18 protein-coding genes are annotated in these 19,329 nt (G+C 51.9%); 2 read left to right on the forward strand and 16 right to left on the reverse strand.

Features of this window, described 5'->3' with window-relative positions; all coding sequences use genetic code 11:
• Window positions 1–5: 5 nt before the first annotated feature.
• The 7 genes from XYCOK13_RS00140 to XYCOK13_RS00170 all read right to left on the reverse strand — a co-directional run bounded on the left by XYCOK13_RS00140 (window position 6) and on the right by XYCOK13_RS00170 (window position 8,014).
• Window positions 6–1,829: an assimilatory sulfite reductase (NADPH) flavoprotein subunit gene (locus XYCOK13_RS00140; protein ID WP_213409813.1), complete on the reverse strand. Its 1,824-nt coding sequence runs from the start codon at window positions 1,827–1,829 to the stop codon at window positions 6–8.
• 168 nt (window positions 1,830–1,997) lie between these two features.
• Complete coding sequence (locus tag XYCOK13_RS00145) at window positions 1,998–2,750, reverse strand: exodeoxyribonuclease III (protein ID WP_213409814.1); 753 nt, start codon at window positions 2,748–2,750, stop codon at window positions 1,998–2,000.
• Between the two features lie 29 nt (window positions 2,751–2,779).
• Window positions 2,780–3,826 (reverse strand): tRNA 2-selenouridine(34) synthase MnmH, encoded by a 1,047-nt coding sequence (gene mnmH / locus XYCOK13_RS00150; protein WP_213409815.1) that lies wholly within the window; start codon window positions 3,824–3,826, stop codon window positions 2,780–2,782.
• Between the two features lie 16 nt (window positions 3,827–3,842).
• A complete protein-coding gene (selD, locus tag XYCOK13_RS00155; protein ID WP_373314280.1) occupies window positions 3,843–4,898 on the reverse strand; it encodes a selenide, water dikinase SelD in 1,056 nt (351 codons plus the stop codon).
• A 160-nt stretch (window positions 4,899–5,058) separates the two neighbouring features.
• Complete coding sequence (locus XYCOK13_RS00160; protein WP_213409816.1) at window positions 5,059–5,484, reverse strand: DUF1284 domain-containing protein; 426 nt, start codon at window positions 5,482–5,484, stop codon at window positions 5,059–5,061.
• Entirely contained in the window at window positions 5,481–7,193 is a 1,713-nt protein-coding gene (locus tag XYCOK13_RS00165) for an ATP-binding cassette domain-containing protein (protein ID WP_213409817.1), read from the reverse strand. Before XYCOK13_RS00165 ends, XYCOK13_RS00160 begins: the two co-directional genes overlap by 4 nt.
• Window positions 7,184–8,014, reverse strand: a complete 831-nt coding sequence (locus XYCOK13_RS00170; protein ID WP_213409818.1) for an ATP-binding cassette domain-containing protein — start codon at window positions 8,012–8,014, stop codon at window positions 7,184–7,186. Before XYCOK13_RS00170 ends, XYCOK13_RS00165 begins: the two co-directional genes overlap by 10 nt.
• 113 nt (window positions 8,015–8,127) lie before the next feature.
• Between XYCOK13_RS00170 and XYCOK13_RS00175 the strand changes: the two genes are divergently transcribed.
• A complete protein-coding gene (locus XYCOK13_RS00175; RefSeq protein ID WP_213409819.1) occupies window positions 8,128–8,727 on the forward strand; it encodes a biotin transporter BioY in 600 nt (199 codons plus the stop codon).
• 82 nt (window positions 8,728–8,809) lie between these two features.
• On the opposite strand, the gene XYCOK13_RS00180 is transcribed toward XYCOK13_RS00175, so the two are convergent.
• The 9 genes from XYCOK13_RS00180 to XYCOK13_RS00220 all read right to left on the reverse strand — a co-directional run bounded on the left by XYCOK13_RS00180 (window position 8,810) and on the right by XYCOK13_RS00220 (window position 17,644).
• Window positions 8,810–9,664, reverse strand: coding sequence for an NAD-dependent epimerase/dehydratase family protein (locus tag XYCOK13_RS00180; protein ID WP_213409820.1), 855 nt, complete (start codon window positions 9,662–9,664; stop codon window positions 8,810–8,812).
• A 280-nt stretch (window positions 9,665–9,944) separates the two neighbouring features.
• Window positions 9,945–10,613: an SGNH/GDSL hydrolase family protein gene (locus XYCOK13_RS00185; RefSeq protein ID WP_213409821.1), complete on the reverse strand. Its 669-nt coding sequence runs from the start codon at window positions 10,611–10,613 to the stop codon at window positions 9,945–9,947.
• Between the two features lie 404 nt (window positions 10,614–11,017).
• The gene (locus XYCOK13_RS00190; RefSeq protein WP_213409822.1) at window positions 11,018–11,200 is read right to left on the reverse strand and encodes a hypothetical protein; all 183 of its coding nucleotides are present in this window, start codon (window positions 11,198–11,200) and stop codon (window positions 11,018–11,020) included.
• A 291-nt stretch (window positions 11,201–11,491) separates the two neighbouring features.
• Window positions 11,492–11,752, reverse strand: a complete 261-nt coding sequence (locus tag XYCOK13_RS00195; RefSeq protein WP_213409823.1) for a hypothetical protein — start codon at window positions 11,750–11,752, stop codon at window positions 11,492–11,494.
• Between the two features lie 212 nt (window positions 11,753–11,964).
• Window positions 11,965–13,281, reverse strand: a complete 1,317-nt coding sequence (locus XYCOK13_RS00200; protein WP_213409824.1) for a deoxyguanosinetriphosphate triphosphohydrolase family protein — start codon at window positions 13,279–13,281, stop codon at window positions 11,965–11,967.
• A 151-nt stretch (window positions 13,282–13,432) separates the two neighbouring features.
• Window positions 13,433–14,257: an aldo/keto reductase gene (locus tag XYCOK13_RS00205; RefSeq protein WP_213409825.1), complete on the reverse strand. Its 825-nt coding sequence runs from the start codon at window positions 14,255–14,257 to the stop codon at window positions 13,433–13,435.
• A 44-nt stretch (window positions 14,258–14,301) separates the two neighbouring features.
• Window positions 14,302–15,225, reverse strand: coding sequence for a glutaminase A (gene glsA / locus XYCOK13_RS00210; protein WP_244864914.1), 924 nt, complete (start codon window positions 15,223–15,225; stop codon window positions 14,302–14,304).
• 77 nt (window positions 15,226–15,302) lie between these two features.
• Entirely contained in the window at window positions 15,303–17,312 is a 2,010-nt protein-coding gene (locus tag XYCOK13_RS00215) for a family 10 glycosylhydrolase (RefSeq protein ID WP_213409827.1), read from the reverse strand.
• 68 nt (window positions 17,313–17,380) lie between these two features.
• Window positions 17,381–17,644 carry a YciI family protein gene (locus XYCOK13_RS00220; RefSeq protein WP_213409828.1) on the reverse strand — a complete coding sequence of 88 codons (264 nt, stop codon included), beginning with the start codon at window positions 17,642–17,644 and terminating at the stop codon, window positions 17,381–17,383.
• 264 nt (window positions 17,645–17,908) lie between these two features.
• Between XYCOK13_RS00220 and XYCOK13_RS00225 the strand changes: the two genes are divergently transcribed.
• The gene (locus tag XYCOK13_RS00225) at window positions 17,909–19,144 is read left to right on the forward strand and encodes an aminopeptidase (protein WP_213409829.1); all 1,236 of its coding nucleotides are present in this window, start codon (window positions 17,909–17,911) and stop codon (window positions 19,142–19,144) included.
• Window positions 19,145–19,329 lie beyond the last annotated feature (185 nt).

Genomic DNA, 19,329 nt, shown 5'->3' on the forward strand with positions numbered 1-19,329 from the left:
TGTTCTTAGTATACATCCCGCTGATAGCGTGATTGTTGTTGCAATTCATTTAAATATTGAGCAGCTTGCTCCGGGGTCTTGCCGCCTTCCTGCTCGATAATTGTTGCAAGCGCGGCGTGCACGTCATGGGCCATTTGCTTTTCATCGCCGCAAATGTATACGTACGCGCCGTCTTCCAGCCATTGATACAGCTCGCGGCTGCGCTCCAGCATCCGATGCTGGACATAGACTTTCTGTTCCGTATCGCGCGAGAAAGCAACATCCATCCGGCTCAGGACGCCGTCCTTCAGCCAGCGCTGCCATTCTACCTGGTAGAGGAAATCGGTCGAAAAGTGCTGGTCGCCATAGAACAGCCAGGACTTCCCGCTTGCGCCGATTTCTTCCCGTTCGCCCAGGAACGCACGGAACGGCGCTACGCCTGTGCCCGGTCCGATCATGATGATTGGCGCATCCGGATTTTGCGGCAGCTTAAAGTTCGGATTATGCTGCACGAAGACCGGCAAGCTGTTGCCCGGCTCCACTCGTTCAGCCAAATATGTCGAGCAAACCCCGTAGCGTTGGCGACCCTGCGATTCATAGCGAACGGCGCGCACCGTAACGTGAACCTCCTCCGGGAATGCCTTCGGACTGCTGGCAATGGAATACAAACGGGCAGGCAGCTTGCGCAAAATGCCCACAAATTCGGAGGCTGGCACGCCTTTCAACGCGTAATCCTGCACCAAATCCAGCAGGTCTCTTCCCTGGATATACGCACGCAACTCCTGTTCATTGCCGGCTCCCAGCAATTGCTGAAGATCGCGGTTGCCTGTAAGCTTGACGACCTGCTCAAGCAATGGCTTCGTCAGAACAGTAATTTCTACATGACGCTGCAGCGCATCGCTTAGCGATGTATCGCCATCCTTCACGCGTACCGTATCGTCGCCGTTCCAGCCCATTGCCTCGATCAGTTCCTTAACAAGACGCGGATGGTTCTGCGGATAAATGCCAAGACTGTCTCCCGGTTCATACTGCAGGTTCGAGCCTTCCAGCGAAATCTCAAGGTGTCTGGTTTCCCGAGCGGAGCCGCGTCCATTCAAATTCAGGTTCTCCAACACTTCCGCATGGAACGGATTCGATCTGGAATAATCGGAAGCCTCCGATTGCGCTACAGCCGAGCTAACAGCTGCTGTCGAAGCCGAACCGGCGCCGCTTCCTGCTTCGCTTAGTGCGGCTGCTACTTTATCCATCCATTCCGCTGCCGCTTCATCGAAATCTACATCGCAGTCAACACGCGCTGTAAGCTGCTTGCCGCCAAGCTCCTCGAGGCGCTTGTCAAAGTCTTTCCCTGTCTGACAGAAGAATTCATACGAGGTGTCTCCCAAGGCAAGCACAGAGAACCGCAATTCTTCCAATTTAGGCGCTCTCTTGCTGTGCAGGAACTCGTAGAAGGCGAGCGCATTGTCTGGCGGATCTCCTTCGCCATGCGTGCTCACCACGATCAGCAGGTTCTGTACCTTCTTCAGGGTGTTCGGCTTGAAGTCGGACATTGAGGATACGGTAACCTGAAAACCCAGATCCTCCAGCTTCTTGGCTGTCTTTTTCGCCAGACTTTGGGAATTGCCCGTTTGGGAGCCGAACAGTACGGTCACTTCCTTGGAGACTGGCGCTGCGGTTACCGCTTGCCCTGCCGGTGCCGCCGTTCCTGCCGGTACAGCAGCTGCTCCGCCAGACAAAGCGGACATGTAGCCGCTCAGCCATAGCCGCTGCGATTCGCTCAGCGTTGGTATCAGACGATTGAGCAGTTCCACCTGCTCTTGGTTAAACGGACTGTTCGTTACTTGTAGTTCCAACAATATCCACCTCACGTAACATGCATGTTATGAAAAAATAAATGCGTCTTCCTTCTTTTAGTACTCTATAGAAACTATCACAGCAAGCAATGCCGGTCAATTCGATATATCTTATAGGATTTATCAGATTTACTGATAAACGAAAAAATCGTTCATTTTCGTTGCCTGTTATTCCGGCTCCAGCTCCAGTATGACCGGACAATGATCGCTCCCCAGAATCTCTGCCTGGATATGAGCGTCCTTCACTCTGGGCAGCAGCTCCTCGGAAACGATGAAATAGTCAATTCGCCAGCCGATATTCCGTTCCCGGACCTTCGGCATGTAACTCCACCAGGTATAGGCTTCCTTCTGATCGGGATAAAAATGCCTGTACGTATCCACAAAACCCCCGTCCAGCAGCGCGGTCATTTCCGCCCGCTCTTCTTCGGTGAACCCGGAGTTTTGCTTGTTGCTTTTCGGATTTTTCAGATCGATCTCCTGATGCGCGACATTCAAATCGCCGCACAGCACAACAGGCTTCTTCTCTCGAAGTTGGTTCAGATAATGCCGGAACGCCTTTTCCCACTTAAGCCGAAAGGGCAGACGGGCCAAGTCTCTCTGGGAGTTGGGCGTATACGCATTGACCAAATAGAACGCTTCATATTCCACAGTAATGACTCTGCCTTCGGTATCAAGCTCGTCCAAGCCATAGGCTACCGATAAAGGCTCCGGCTTGCTGAACACAGCCGTGCCGGAGTAGCCCTTTTTCTCCGCGTAATGCCAATACGAATGGTAGCCCTCCAATGGCAAATCAATCTGCCCTTCCTGCAGCTTCGTTTCCTGTACGCAGAAAATATCGGCGTCCGCTTCCCGGAAATAATCCAGGAAGCCCTTTTTCACGCAGGCCCGCAACCCGTTTACATTCCAAGATATGAGCTTCAATGACATGTCTCCCTTTTTCTCTCGATCGTTTATCCGTTTCCCCTCATGCCAACCTTCTCCAGCTGTCCGATTAACCGTTCCAGCGCCTGCTCCTTGTTCGGAGCTTGCATGTGAATCGGCGCTTGCATATACTGATCCCCCGCATGCTGATACCGTGGGTCGTAATAATGAACCAGCAGCAAATGAACGGCCCGTTCGAAATGCTCTGCGTTCAGGCACTCTTCAATTTCTTTCGCAACCGGCGTATGAATGCGCGACTTGATGCGGCGGAACGCCTCGCGAATTTCTTCAGTGTGCTTCCATGGCTGGTACTCCTGCAGGATGGATTGAACCCGCTCTTCCACAGGCAATTCAAGCACCAGATGGAGGCCGCTTTCTTTCTTCTCCATTAGAAATTCGGGTAGAACGACCTTGCCGATACGCCTGCTTTCACCTTCAAGCAGAATGTATGGCTGTTCGTTCAGCGCAAGCAGCTCATGCACCAACATGGCGTCAAACTGCTTCTGATTGCGAGCTTGCAAGCCGATTTGGCCGAAGATGGAACCGCGGTGTCCCGCCATGCCTTCCAAATCCAACACAGGGAACCCCCGCTTTTTGAGCTCGAGCAAAATGTCCGTCTTGCCGGTGCCTGTGTGCCCGTTCAAGACAATAACCTGCGGCTTGAGCACGAAGCCTTCCAAAGTCTCTACGACCCATCTGCGGTACTCTCGGATACCGCCTGTCAGCCGCAGCGCTTCAATGCCCATAAGCGAGAGCATGGTGGCCGTCGTCTTGCTGCGCATGCCCCCGCGCCAGCAAAATACTGCTTTTTGCCCGTCTACTTGCGAAATGGAGCGAATGAGCTGAGGCAGCTTCGCCGAAACGATTTCCAGGCCGCGATCCATCGCGGCCTGTCTGCTTTCCTGCTTATATAGGGTGCCGATCTCTGCCCGCTCTTCATCATCGAACAGCGGGAAGTTCAAACTGCCCGGGATAGTGCCCTCCGCATATTCCGATGGCGAACGCACGTCAATCGGCACAAGCTGCTGCTTCCGCTGCAGCTCCAGCAGCTGTTCCACGTTGATCTCTTTCGACACGACCTTATCGCTCCTTTTATGCTAGTACGCTGATTTGTCCGGGATGGTTCGATACGACCTCGCCGATGAGACTTGCCTCCACATGATTGGCAAGAAGCTCGCTGAGGAGCTTGTCCGCTTGGCTGGATTCTACAGCAATAAGCAATCCGCCAGAAGTTACTGCATCGCAGAGCATCCATTGATCAATTTGATCAAGCGATGCGTCAAAGTGGACCGTTCCTTCCAAATGAGCAAAATTGTTTTTGGTTCCTCCCGGGACGAACCCTTGCTCTGCCAATTCCCGTACGCGGGGAAGGAACGGTACCTGGTGCCGGATCATGCGAATGCCCGCTCCGCTCGCTTTGGCCATCTCTGAAGCATGTCCGAGCAAGCCGAAGCCAGTCACATCCGTGCAGGCGTGTACCTCGAACGCGTCCATTACTTCTGCGGCAGTTTTGTTCAATGTCGCCATGACGCGGGTAACGTTCGCAATTTCTTCTTCACTCAGCTGATCCTTTTTGATTGAGGTTGTCAGGATGCCAACGCCAATGGGCTTTGTCAGAATCAGCTTGTCTCCGGGCTTCGCGCCAGCGTTCGCCCTGACCCGATCCGGATGAACGAGTCCTGTCACGGCCAGCCCGAACTTGGGCTCCTTGTCGTCAATGGAATGACCGCCTACCAGTGTAACGCCGGCCTCTTTCATCTTGTCGCCGGCCCCGCGCAAGATGTCCGCCAACACTTGCTTGTCCAGCGTATGGATAGGAAAGGCCACGATGTTTAACGCCGTTAGTGGCTTGCCGCCCATTGCATAAATATCGCTGATAGCGTTGGCTGCCGCGATTTGTCCAAAGTCATAGGGCTCGTCTACAATCGGTGTGAAGAAATCAACGGTCTGCACCAAAGCCAGGTCGTCGCTCAAGCGATACACGCCCGCATCGTCGCTTGTATCCAAGCCGACTAACAGATTCGGATTCGGGACGGTCTCCGGCAGATTGCGCAGCACCTGCTGCAAATCGGCAGGTCCGATCTTGCATCCGCAGCCCCCCTTGCTCGAATAGGATGTCAGTTTGATTTTCTCGTTTTGGCTCAACATGCCCATCTCCTTTATATCCCCAGTGTGCTGCAAACGATATTTCTATTATAGAGCAGGACCGTTGAAATAAAAACCGCAGATCATTTGCTCAGATGGATTGCGGCTGCAAACGCAAAAAGAACCGTTCGCACACAGTTGCTGCGCGAAACGGCCATTTTCGCTAGAGACTGTTTAGGGGCGGCAGCGGCTCGCCTTTTTGAATTCGCGCCATTCCTTCTTCGCAAACTCCATAGCTGAGCCACTGGCATGTTGCGCACCATTCCGGAATGTGCCTCGGCTGCACGCGTACCCGAATGCGTTCTACCAGTTCGTCCCACGTCACGCTATCGCCCGGCTTGACATCCAGATGACGTGCGATTCGTTCGTCATGTTGAAGCACGGTTGTATGATCGCAATGGTATTCTTGATCGCAGGGAAACTTGGCGCAAAGATCATCCGCTCCTTCGACGATTCGAATTACCGTTTCCGGCGATTGCCGCAGCTTCTCGTAGACCCCGCTCATATTCCGGGCGAATTCCTCCGAGTACCCCATCCCGCGAAACCCTAGCAAACAAAGCAAATGATGTCCCCGCAGACGCACGCTCATCCCCTGTCTCCTTTCTGTACATGTCTGTATCCCTTGATCTCCATAGCTGTGATTAAATCCTCGACCATCTGGAAGAGCGATAGCAGCAAGGGAATAACGAAAACATGGACATCTTGAAATCTGATCTTTCCGGGCTTGACGGGCTTTTTGCCGCGGGCGGCTGTAATGACGGAAAATCGCTGCGTTTCATCCACGATCAGCGGAATAAAGCGAAGAATGAGCGCAGCGGACAACGAGATCATGTCAACCGGGAGGAAGCGTCTGCCCCAGGACAGCGCCCGATTCAAGCTCCGCTGCATCTCGGCGGTGCTGGTGGATAGCGTAAAGACGAAGCCTATGAGCGTAATAGCGAAAAATCGCGTCATTCGTCTTATCGTTAGCAGCGCATCCTCCACATTCAACATGGATGTCCAATCGCCCGCAGTCAATTGCAAGCCCGAAATGGCTCCTGTGATCAAGATAAAATAAATGAGCGGCCGACTTAAGCGGAATCCCTTCAGTGCGTCTTGCTTCTCCAGAAGCAGAAACGAGCCAAAGGCCAGCAAAAGCGCAATCCCCGTTCCCCACCATCCCTGCAGCAGCAGAATGAGTACCGACAAGCCTGTGTAGGACAGCCACTTCAGTCCTGCCCGCTGCCGGTAAATCCACCTGCGTTCAGACAGTTCTTCTGCACGGCAGATTTCTTGCGTTCCATGGGAGCCAGCCTGCTTATTTCCCGCATCAGAGTCATGGTGCCTTGGCGCAGCTGGCAGTTTCGAGACAGGCTCGCCTGCTTGCACGTCCTTCCAGCCCGGATCATCCTGCCGTGATCCTGTGTGACACTCTGCCTGCTCTTGACCAGCAGCGCTTTCCGGTACGGCCGAATGGCTGTTCACACACGACAGCACAATCCTTTCAGCCAACTCTTCCGGCGAATAGAGCTTGCTTTCAACAGAAATCCCTGCTTGCTGCAACGCATAAGCCGCCTGCAGCGAAGCGGGGCAGCCAACGCCAGAGCGCTGCAGCAGCTCCGGCTGGTCCAGCAATGCGCTTGGCGGCAGGTCGGCAAGAAGTCTGCCCTGAGCGATCACCAGCACGCGATCGGCAATCGGCAGAAACGCTTCCCAATCGTGAGTGGCCATGATGATGCTGCGGGTTTGCTTCCACTCAACCAAGCGATCCTTCAACTGCCGAAGCGAAGGACCGTCCAGACCAGCCGAAGGCTCATCCAACAGCAGCCATGGCGTACGCGCTGAGATCGTCGTTGCAACCGCCAGACGCCGCTTTTGGCCACCGCTCAACGCAAACGGCGATGCCTCCAGCGAGAGATTGGCCAATTGCAGCTCGCGCAGCGCTTCCGTGCTGCGTTGAAATCTCTCCGTGCGCTTATAGCCATAGGGCTTAAGCGAATAAGAAAATTCGCCGCCAATGCTAGAAGCGAACAATTGATGCTCAGGAAACTGGAAGGCGACTGCATGACGCATCATGACAGCTCGGTTCACCTTGCCTGGATTGAACCAAAGCGGCTCGCCGTCATAGAGAATGCGGCCCGCATCAAGCTCAGCGAGTCCTGCCAGAGCGCGAAGCACCGTTGTTTTGCCTGAGCCGGATGGACCGATGAGCAAGGTAAGTGAATGTTCTTCCAAGTGAAAGCTGATTCCATCCACAATAGGTTTGCCCGGTGTCTCCTTGCGGCCGCCGACACGCAGCTGTTCAACGATTAACGACATAGTCCGGCAGCGGCTTGCGCCAGTTCTTCGGGAAGCAGCGGCTGTGCACCCAAGGTCAAGCCTTTCCTTTCTAATTGTCGGGCTACTTGCACCACATAGGGCAGTTCCATGCCATATTGCTCGCAAGGGCTCGACTGCTCATTGAATGTCCCATAACAAAATTGACTTGTTGAGCCATCAAACGACAAAGTCCCCTGGTCGAGCACCAGTACCCGGTCTGCGTGGACAAGCTCCTCGGCACGATGCGTAATCCATACAATGGTTTTTCCCATCCGATGCAAACGGCGAATAAGGGTCAGTACATGTTCCCGCGATGCGGGATCCAGCATCGAAGTCACTTCGTCCAGGACAAGCACTTCTGCATCCAGCGCCAAACAGCAGACGATATTGAGCAGCTGCTTTTGCCCTCCGGAAAGCTGACGAACAGGCGTATGGAACGGCAGCTGCAAATCTGCCTCCTCCCATGCAGCTTGGATTTGCTCCATGCGAGATGGGGATTTATCTGCGGTTTGCCCGCGGCTAAGAGACAGCATCAACTCTTCCTCGACTGTGTCGCCAAGCAGCTGCGTTTCCGGGTTTTGCAGCACGATATGTACGGCGATATTGTCTGCAATGGATATGCTGCCGCCGCGGATTGAAATTAATCCAGCAATCGCTCGGGCAAGCGTGCTCTTCCCGCTGCCGTTCGAGCCCGCAATGGCAGTCCACGACCCCTCTGGCAAAGTAAAGCTGATATTTTCGAGTACATTCTTCTCCGTTGTTCCATCCTGCTGAGATACGGTTAATCCTGTTACCGTAATAATAGATTCTTTCTTTTTCATTTTGTCTACCCATTTCCAAATTTTTATGCTAAAATGCCAATTGTCAACCTCCACCCTTTGCTTTCGGTTGACATTTACAGGACTACTATATCAAAAAGTAAGGGGAGAAAGCAATGTTCAAGCTTACAGTGCGCGGAGTCGCTTTCAGTGCGCTATTCGCAGCATTGGTCGTTGTCTTCGGTTTTGTCAGCATTCCACTAGGATTTACACCGGTTCCTATCACTTTGCAAACATTGGCTGTCATGCTGGCAGGCGGACTACTGGGGGCTGCATACGGGTTTTTCAGCATGTTTATGGTCGTTGTGTTGACTGCTGTTGGTTTCCCGCTGCTTCATGGAGAAGGGGGCATCAGCGTGCTCCTTGGCCCGACCGGCGGATACGTATGGATGTGGCCCATTGCTGCGCTGCTCATCGGATGGCTCGCACAACGGCTTCGCACGAATAGCGTAATTTCTGTCATCTCGATTTTTCTGGCCATGGAGGTTTTTGGTTCCCTTCTGCTGTATGTCACCGGCGTCCCTTGGCTTGGTTATGTTGCCAATTTATCGCTTGCTGAAGCTATGGTTGCCGGCTGCTATCCTTACTTGCTAGGCGATGCTATTAAAGCGGTAGCTGCCACGGTCATCACTGTATCCGTCAGACGGCTGTATCCGATTCAACGCTTGACCGGAATCGACTTCTCAACACCAGCCAGGTCACGTTCCTTGAATTAAGGATTGCGAGAGACCTGTTCCACTTCTCAACATGCAAAACGACCCTCATCCCAACCATTAGGGACAAGGGTCGTTTTTTTTGCTATACGTTCTGCTCTTCCTCCCGCCAGCTGAACTTTGCTTCAAAATTCAGCAGGCGCTTGGCCTTGCTGCAGTCCTGGAAGCTTTGGAAGCCCTGGATCGGCTTCCTCAGTTCGGTATTGGGGAAGTATCGGGCAATCAAATCCTCGGAGCGCACGATGGCGCGCGTCTCATGCGAAGCAATCGTAATAATTTCGTGTCCGGGAATATCCGCCTCTACCGCGAGTCGAAACGCGCGGGCACAATCCCGAACATCAATGTAGGTCCACAAATTATCGGTAACGCCTCGTTCTGGATTGTGCAAATCATGAATGAACCAATCTGCTTTATAAATTTCCGTATTGAGGACGGCGCTGATTCGCAGCGATAGGATGGACATCCCGAAGCGCTTGGCCATTCCTTCTGCGATTTGCTCGCCGACCAGCTTGGACAATCCGTAGCAGTTGTCCGGCGCAGTAGGGTGGTCTTCATCCAACGGCAAATACGCCGGGCTCGTCAGTTGATGGCTGAACGTAATGCCAAGCGCGCAATCGCTAGAAGCGATCACAAGCTTGGGTAAATTCAAGTTTCCGGCAGCAAGGGCTGCATTGAATACACCAGTGGTGTTTGTTTGGAATACTCGGGTTTCATCATCCTGGAGCGGGTTCGGAATTCCTGCCAGATGTATGATGGCATCGCATCCCTGAAATGCTTGGAACAGCTGATCATATACCGTTATGTCAGCTACACGGTTTTCCGCCGGCGATTCTGCCCATGGTTCCATAGTTATGGCTACAACTTCATGTTGATGGTTCAGGAGCTCATTGACAACGTATTGACCTACGCGTCCTTCCGCCCCGGTTACGCCGATTTTCATAGATGTCTCACCTCAGATTCTGATATGCCTGTCCATTGCCTATGTAATATACCTCATAAAAGGGATGCGCAACAAGAGCTCAAGTTCTACAAAGGGAAAGCAGATTCCTGTTTCCGAACATCAAGATCATAAATTTCTCCCCTGGTTGCGCCAATCCTTTCCTGTTTCAGGACTGGAGATGTCAGAAAAAAAACGTTATGAATGGCTGAATTGAAGGAGAACAAATAGCCCTTCGCTATCCGAAGGGCCCGCAGATTTTTATTGCAGCCTGTATGGTCAGTCAGCGTCCACCTTTGTTGAAGCCAGCTCCCCTTTCTAACGGGCCAAACCCGCAAGCGGCCATTTGCTCTGCCATCGTGCGGTAACCATTTGCGTTGGGATGAATGCAGTCCTCGGACAGCAGCTGATGCTCTTGTCCGAGGAAGGACGTATACATGTCCGCGATAACTAAATTAGGCAGACTGAATTGACGGAGCATCTTATTGTACATTTGCACCCAGAAGACGGATTCCGAAAAGGCGGGGACTGGATTGTACAGGTCCGCTACACGCAGCAAGTAGGGTTTTGCAGATGAAAGCTTACAAGCTTGTATCACATCGAACATTTCCGCAAACACGGTTCTGCATGCTTTCACCGCCTGCTTCAGCACGTTTCGGTCGCCTTGCGAAACAAATTGATCGGCTGCCTGCAGCATGTCGTTTCCCCCGGCTGTGATTGTGATGATTTGCGCTTCCTTCAAAGAAGCTTGTATGGAAGGATCGGTCTTTATAGACTGAAGGATTTCCATGGCCTTGAAACCGTTGACGCCATGATTTTCTGCATGGACGGGGGCTGATAGACGCGATTCTGCCAAAGAACGGAATTGTTCTACGAAGCCAAGCCAAGGATGCACGCCGTACCCAACCGTAAGAGAATCGCCTAGCGCCAAGTAATGGATGCTTTCACCCATGTGCCGCCCCTCCTCTTTTAGAGCATTACTGTATATCTGTATGATAGTCTTTAGACGGAAAATGTCTGAAATCGTCTGTCACTGCTTGTCTTTTTTGACACAGGTTATTCCGGCTGGATGCTGAAGAAACACAAAGAAAAACGCCGCCGCATCCGTCCAATGGAAACTGGACGGATGTAAAAGGCGCAACATTCAGCTGCATAGATTAAGCGTGCGACTCTTCTTATTTTGACGCAGTTAACGCATTCAGTTCTATCCTGTTTCCTTCCGGATCTGAGATAAATACTTGATGCCAGCCTGTAATGCTGTCCGCTTAATTAATTATATTAAATATAAATATTGATAAATATTAGGGTTGTGGAAAAGGACCCCTCCTGGCGATCCTTTTCCAAACTTGCTTCTTCTCAGCTCTGGTTTCTGTGTCTAAGAGCGGCATTATCGATATCAATGAACGGATCCGTATCCGCTTCTTGCGAAGGATCGCCGTAAAATATGCGGTCCATTTCGATGTTCGCCCGCTCTGTATCAGTAAGCTCAGCAGAGCTTCGCTCACGTTCGCCGGCAGCTTCTTCAGATTCCCTTTTCATTACTTTATTCGTCCTCCCTTCTCCGGTTTTGGGATAGCGTCCCCGTCTTTAATTGAAACTATCCAGGCGCTCCCTGCATTTCCGAATTACCATTATTTTAGCGCCCCAATCTCCTGTTTTCTCTTGTATACTAACAGACAAGAACGCTTCGTTTCATACATAGGAATTGGAGGATATGTAGATGAAAATTGTAGTAGTCAGAAGAAGAGTCATTCCGAAAAAAGAAGAATTCCTGCAAATACTGGAGAAGATCAAAGAAGAGCACAAAACGGAGAATGGCAGAGAGATTAATTAGGAAACATGCTGACATTGTTTGCGCAGCAGGCATTGCTTGCGCGCTTCCAAGGCATGACGAATGACACACTGCTTCATATGCGCGCGCTGCTCCATTTCCCCCATGGAGAAGAAAGCGTCATTTTTGTAAATTTGGATGAAAGCTTGAGACACTGCTTCAATTGCTAGCTCTTCCTTTTCCAGCAAGTAATAGGAAATTTGAAAGCAGTAGGTTTCATAATGACGCAATGCTGCCGTTTTATCTATCGTAGCTTGCAATCCGGACACTCCTTCCCAGCAATGACAATATCATCACTATATCGAAAATGATCACTCGCATATAGTGTCTATCGTCACATTTTCTGCAAAGGATTCTCCTTCTTGATATGACTTTATTCACTAATCATGATGACTGTTCAATCAGTTCAAACGGTGAGGCCAGAGATGCTTGGCTAGCTGCGGCTAGCATGCAACCGCGGCCTCTTTTTTTGTTAATCGCGTTCGTATATGGTGCCGGAACGTCCTGCGAACAGTTCCGCATATACTTTTTCCGCATACGAATCCGTCATCCCGGCGATATAATCGGCAACAAGTCTCTCCCACGGCCATTTATCCTTGTGCCGTTCGTAGTTCTCGATCCAGTCAGGCGGGATAATCAGACGGCCGGTTTCCTGATCCTTGAAGCTGTCCCACAAACGGCGGATAATGATTTCGCTTCTTTTCTGCAGTCGCTGTACGCGAAAATCCTTGATCATCGTTACCCAAGCCAGCTTCTTCAATATTTCCATCGTTCGATGCAGGTCCAAATCGCGCTTTCCCTCACGAACGAATGTGATTTTTTTCCATCCTTTTTCCGTATCGTCGATAATCCCAACCTGGTTTGCGAACAAGCTTACCCACCGCGCCTTCATTTCCCTTCGTGCTCGGGATGCCTCTCGATCACACTGCGCATAGATATGTTGCCACTGCGCCAAGTAATGCTCGAGTACCTGAATGACTTTCCCTCGGATATCGATCTGGTCCCATTCCATATCCGTATTTCCCTCATCGCACTCAATCTCCTGAATTAGTGCGCGAATCAGCCGTTCATCCCCGAAAAAGACAGAGGTCATTTGGATTTTCCCTGCACGGATGCCATCCTCTATATCATGCGTGGAATAAGCGATATCATCGCATAAATCCATCAATTGTGCTTCCAACGTCGCACAGCCGTCCGGCATCTTCCAAGCTCTCCGAAGCGATGCGATTGCCTCCCACTCGCTTTCATAAACTCCTTTCAAGCGACCCGGCTCACTAAGTGAAAAAGGGTACTTGTTGATGGCAAGGAGTGCTGCGGCCGTCAAATCGAGTCCGCTTTCGCTGCCTGCTCTTTTCTCCAGGAACATCAGGATGCGGAAATTTTGCGCATTCCCCTCGTAAGGGATGCCGTATGCCTCCATTAACAAGCTGTTCAACACTTCTTCTCCCTTATGTCCGAATGGCGGGTGACCGAGATCATGGGCGAGTGCGGCGATTTCTACAACCTCTGGCTGCAGGATGAGTCCTGGGTGCAAGTTTGCGGAGAGGAACGGATAGGTCTTCCCTAACCGGCGGGCAACCTCTCTGGCAATTTGCGATACTTCCAGGGAATGCGTCAAGCGCGTTCGATAATAGTCCCCCGTACCGGCGCCAAAAACCTGTGACTTGCCCTGCAATCGCCGGAATGCCGGGGTTTGGATCAATCGCGCATAATCCTTCTCATATTCATCGCGCTCCTCGCTGGATTGCACGTTCTCCATGTCCAGGAGCCTGAATTTTCTAACGTTCATAGGTCCCCCCCTGCTTTCTTCTCATTCGTAATCCTATTGTATCACGAATCGTGACCGTGAAAAAAACAAGGCCTGACCTGATTCCCATTGCCCTTATAACAAAAAGGGCGCCTATGTACCATCCATAGACACCCCTTCGGTTAAAGCATGATTAGAAATCGAAATTGTCCGGATCTGCCCCGAATCGCTTATTTTGGTTCAGTGCATCGATGCGCTGCATATCTTCCTCGGACAGCTCAAAATCAAATACTTGCGCGTTTTCTGCGATCCGATGCGGCTTGACTGATTTCGGAATCGTAACGATTTCATTCTGCAGGTCCCAGCGAATGATGATCTGTGCCTTGCTCTTGCCGTATTTGGCGGCAAGCTCGTCGAGCAGAGGCACATCCAGATTTCCCTGCATCAGCGGACTCCACGCTTCCAATTGAATCTGATTTTCACGACAGAACTTTAACAGCGGCTTTTGCGTAAGCAGCGGATGGCATTCCACCTGGTTCACCGCCGGGACAATATCACTGTCATCCATAATGTCCTGCAGGTGATGAATTTGGAAATTGCTTACACCGATCGCGCGTACATATCCATCCTTGTACAGCTTCATCAGCGCTTTCCATGTATCGAGATACTTGCCTTTAACCGGCCAGTGGATCAAATAGAGGTCCAGCACTTCTAGGCCAAGCCGCTTTCGGCTCGCTTCAAACGCTTGCAGCGTGCTTTCGTAGCCCTGCTCCGAATTCCATACCTTGCTTGTAACGAAGATTTCTTCTCTTGGGACACCGCTTTCCCGGATCGCTTGTCCTACCCCTTGCTCGTTGTTGTAAAGGGCGGCCGTGTCAATATGGCGATACCCCGTTTCCAAGGCTGCTTTAACGGATGAAATGACTTCATCGCCATCCTCCACCTTGTAAACGCCCAGTCCGAGCCAAGGCATATTCACCCCGTTATTTAAGGTTGTTGTATCTTGAAGATGCTTCATATTTTCTCGTCCTCCTTAAATTCTCTGTCGCCTGCTTGCCTCTGTCAGAAAATACTTAAATCCCAACGTGCAGACAAGCTTTGCAGAAGCTGCACGCCTGCCACGCTATTGCCCTTCTCGCTTAATGCCGGACCGATGACGCCAATGCCCATCTGTCCAGGCACAACGGCCAGGATGCCTCCGGAAACTCCGCTTTTCGCGGGAATGCCAACCTGTATGGCGAATTCCCCGGATGCATTGTACATGCCGCAGGTGATCATGAATACCTTCGCAATTTGAACGTATCTTCGCGGGATCAACTTCTGCCCGCTTTCCGGATCCACGCCGTTGTTCGCAAGAATCATAGCCATTCGGGCAATATGGCGGCAGGTCACTTCGATCGAACAATGCTTGAAATAAACCTCGAGATGATCCTCCACACTGCCTTCCAGCACTTGATTATGCTTGAGAAAGTACGCCAACGACCGGTTTCGGTCGGCCGTTGCCGCCTCAGACTCATATACATTCGAGTTGACTGCAATGGTGTCATCTCCCGCCATCGTGCGGATAAAGGCAAGCAATCGCGCAAAACGCTCGTCAGGAGTTTTCCCGGCTATCATCGAGCTGATAGCAATGGCTCCGGCGTTAATCATCGGATTGAACGGCTTGCCGGGATTCACCAGCTCCAGCTTCACCATGGAATTGAAATTGTCGCCGGTCGGCTCCATGCCAACCTTGTTGAAGATCCGTTCCTCCCCTTGGTCCATCAGCGCCAGAATCAGGGAGAAAACCTTGGATATGCTCTGCAGCGTAAAAGATGTGCCGCAGTCTCCAGCCGACACCGGCTCCCGATCGATTCGATGAACGGTAATGCCGAGACTGTTCGGTGCACGCTTAGCCAGCTCCGGTATGTAATCGGCCACCTTGCCCTTGGCGCTATATGCTCGCGACTGCTGCAGCAACTCCTCCAGTACAACGCGATCCTCCACTGACGACACCTCGTTTCGCGACTTTTGGCATTATTTTAACATGTTGGCCTCCCGAATACCAAATCGCGAAGCAGACGCTACAGCCTGATCCAGATCGCTTCCCAAACTCCAAGTTCGGGCAGTGTAATGTGCCAGCGTTGTGCCTCCTCTTTCAAGGACAAGGATTCTCCGGTCATGACAGCGGTAGCCTGCACAGGCGTCGAATTTAGCCATGCCTTGTCTATGGACACGGACAGCTGACGCTGCACCAAATTGGCCGTCAACGGGCGGCGTCCAGCACCATTGACCAGATGAATTAGCACGCCGTCTGTTTTGCGAAAGACAGTTACCTGCACACCAGGGGCATGATCGACTTCTACGGCGAGACTGCCTCCCGCCATATAGTCGATCAGATTGCGAACCAATTGATAGTGGTCGCCCAGCTTGTATTCCTGAATCAGCTGACTGAACGAAAACGGCAGCAAAACGACTCTCCCCCGCGCACAGCGCGCGTGCATCACGAGCGGAATCTCTGTCCGCCGCACAGCCATTGATGCCCGTTCCGGCGGGGCCCCGACACTCTCCAGCGGTGAGAATGGCGGAACAAGCGTAATCGGCACTTCTGTATCCGGTAACGGTCGGCAGTATGTTACCTTCCCCCGATGCGGAATCAGCTCGGTCTGCTCCAGCTTGCGCTGCAACGGGTGGGCGGCTCCTTCAAATCGCATATAAGACGCTATGAGCGGTTCGCTGGTGTACGTTTCCGGCTCAATGCCGAGAAAATCCGATACGTCTTCACGATCAGGCACCCCTTCTACAATCAGACTGCCGCCTTCGCTTGCGTACCGCTTGACAGCATCGGTAAATGCATCGTTCCACGCAAGCGCTTCCGGGATTACAGCTGCTTGGTAATGCTTCAGTCTCCCTGCTTCCACCTGTTCCGGCAATAGTACATCGAACGGCACCTGCTGCTCCAAAAACGCTTCCGCCCATCCTTCTGCCGAGGTAGCCGCGTTCCAAATTAACGCAACCTGATTGTCCGGCTCTGTTCCGGTCATATAGGGCTCGACCTTCTGCACCATGGCATTGTGTTCCTTGACAACTTCCAGGATGCGCTTGTCTGTAATGGTGTCCGGCACTCCAGTCAATGAATGCCAGATCTGTCCGCCATTCGCAGTAATTTGACACAGCCAGAAGCGATACTCCGCCGGCGGCAAGCCGGTATGGCGCCAGTCCATGCCCGGGCAGCTGTGAACAATCCCGAAAGGATTCGGATAATCGGGCAGCGTTCTGCCGAGCTTGATGCTGAGGGCGGGTTTCCAAAATTCCGGGATATGGCGATGTCCGAGCGACAATACATCCTGCGGTTCTGTACATAGCATCTCCGCTGTTGCCGCACGATCGTCCAGATTGTCCTTGTACAGGTTATAGTATAGAATAAGCGGAATCTGCGACGCTTCCCGTTGAATGGCCTGATGCAAGTAGTCAATATTGTCCTTCAGACAGCGGGTAGCCCAGTCCTTCTGAAATTCGCTGGCATTTTCCGGCAGCTTTTCGCCATAATAATTGAGGTATTTGCGCTTGCACCTGTCGCAGAAGCAAGGTAGAAAGTTCGGGTTGTTGAAAAAAATCCCATCAATCGGATAGCGCGCCAGCACCTCCTTAATGACAGGAACGGCAACCCCGTCACGCCGATAGTCACCGTTCGTGCAGGTTGACATCAGCAGGGACCAGGCTCCCGGTCGCTTGGCGCCGAGCACCTGCGGCTCCCCAGCTGCATCCCTGACGAACCATTGCGGCCTCTGTTGATAAACTGCGTCCTCCGCCTTGCTGAAGTCAAAACGGGCGATAAAGCGGATGCCGCGCTTATGGCAAGCATCAATCACATCCCGAAGCAAGTCTCGGTCCGCAGGCAAGTATTCGTTCTGCTTATGAAACGGAACTTCTGTCGGATACCATGCGTAAATCCCTCCGACATTGAATACAACGGTATTCGCTCCCATCTCCTCAAGCTGGGCAGCCAGTCTGCTCGGATCAATCAAGGCTGTGTCCCTAACCTGCAAATTCGGCTGAATGATGCGCAGCGGTTTCTTCCACCAAACGTCCATGCCCTCTCTCCTCTCTTGCTGATTGGGAAAAGCCGGGACCACATCGATCCCGGCTCTGCGCAGCGCTATCAGGCAATGACAATTTCCCACTCATGTATTTCGTAGCTTCTTGCCCCTTCAATTATATAAGGGTCCTGCTTCACCATCTCTTCCACTTGCTGTTCGTTCTCGGCTTTATAAATGACCAAGCCGCCGGCACCGTCAACAAAGCGGCCGTTGGCGAAAATCGCCCCTTCCGCACGCCGCTTGTCCAAATACGCGAGATGCTCGGGTCTGAATTTCTGGCTTAATTCCGCATCCTGCATTTTTAGAAATACTGCATAATACTTCAATTTGCAAACCCCCCCGGAGAAATTGACAATTCCATGCCTGTATGTATGGCCATATACGTTCAGTTTATCGTTTTGCCCGCAGAATTTCCATGGATAAACCTCAGCCGCATGTATCATTCTACAATGAATTTTGCCAGTCGCATGTCTGTTTCCTCCAAGCCCGCAATCTAACCAACGCTTGACCGGACACGAATCAAACATCCGGTGAATAGCCGGCCGCCGACTATGCTATAATGCCTACATAGACTATTATGGAGGGATCATATGGAAGCATTTCAGCACAACTTGGAAAAATACGCTGCTCTGGCCGTTGAAGTAGGCGTCAACGTTCAGCCCGGGCAGATGCTCGTCGTTTCTGCCCCGATTCAAGCTGCTGCCTATGTGCGAAGCATTGTGAAACATGCCTACGAGGTTGGGGCTCGCTATGTGCACGTCGACTGGACAGATGATGCCATTACCAGAACTCGCTTCGAATTGGCGCCTGAGGATTCCTTCGCTGAATATCCGATCATGTGGCGTGCCAAAGGATGGGAGGAAATGGCGGAAAACAACGCGGCTTTTCTCAGTGTCATTTCTGCGAATCCTGATCTGTTGCAAGGCATCGATCCGCGGAGGGTAAAAGCTGACAATATCGCAAGAAGCAACGCGCTGCAGCACTACCGTGCCTATGCCATGTCCGACAAGATCAGCTGGTCCATTGTGGCGATTCCATCCCAAGTATGGGCGGATAAAGTATTTCCGTCGCTTGATGCCGACGCGCGAGTAGATGCCCTATGGGAGGCAATCTTCAAAGCCACCCGAATTGATCGGAACGATCCGGTGCAAGCTTGGAAAGAACATACGGCTACGCTTGACACGAAAGCGGACCATCTGAATAAACGCAAATACAAAGCGCTCCATTACCAAGCTCCGGGAACGGATCTCACCATCGAGCTTCCTCCGTTGCATCATTGGGTCAGTGCGGGCAGTGTAAACAGCAAGGGCACTACATTTGTAGCGAACATGCCGACAGAAGAAGTGTTCACCGCACCGCTAAAAACAGGCGTAAACGGGACGGTCAAGAGCACAAAGCCGCTTAGTTATGCTGGCAATCTGATCGAACATTTCTCCTTGACCTTCAAGGAAGGGCAAATTGTCGATTATAAAGCAGAATCGGGCTATGAAACGTTGAAAAACCTGATCGAGACCGATGACGGTTCCCGGTATTTGGGAGAAGTGGCACTCGTCCCTCATCAATCGCCGATCTCACAAACCGATCTTATTTTCTACAACACGCTGTTTGACGAGAACGCCTCCAACCATTTGGCCATTGGCAAAGCCTATGCTTTCTGCCTGGAGGGCGGCAAAGCAATGAGCAAGGAAGAACAGATAGAGCAAGGCTTGAATGACAGCCTCACGCACGTTGACTTTATGATCGGCTCTGCCGAGATGGATATTGACGGCATTCTTGCGGACGGCACTCGCGAACCTGTCTTCCGCAAGGGAAACTGGGCTTTCTAACGCAACTGTTGTCAGACAACCAGGGATTGCGTCGAGTTTCCGCAGGTTGCCGCCACTGAATCTTGCGAATTCGAGTCGATTTCTGCGCTTGCCTGGGAAATATCAGCAGGAAATACTTCTGCCTTCTGCAGGTGCAACAAGACTTAACTCCGAATCATCCTGCCAGCGCAAATAAAGAGCAGGCC

It is taken from the genome of Xylanibacillus composti (genome assembly GCF_018403685.1).
Classification (GTDB): Bacteria; Bacillota; Bacilli; order Paenibacillales; family K13; genus Xylanibacillus; species Xylanibacillus composti.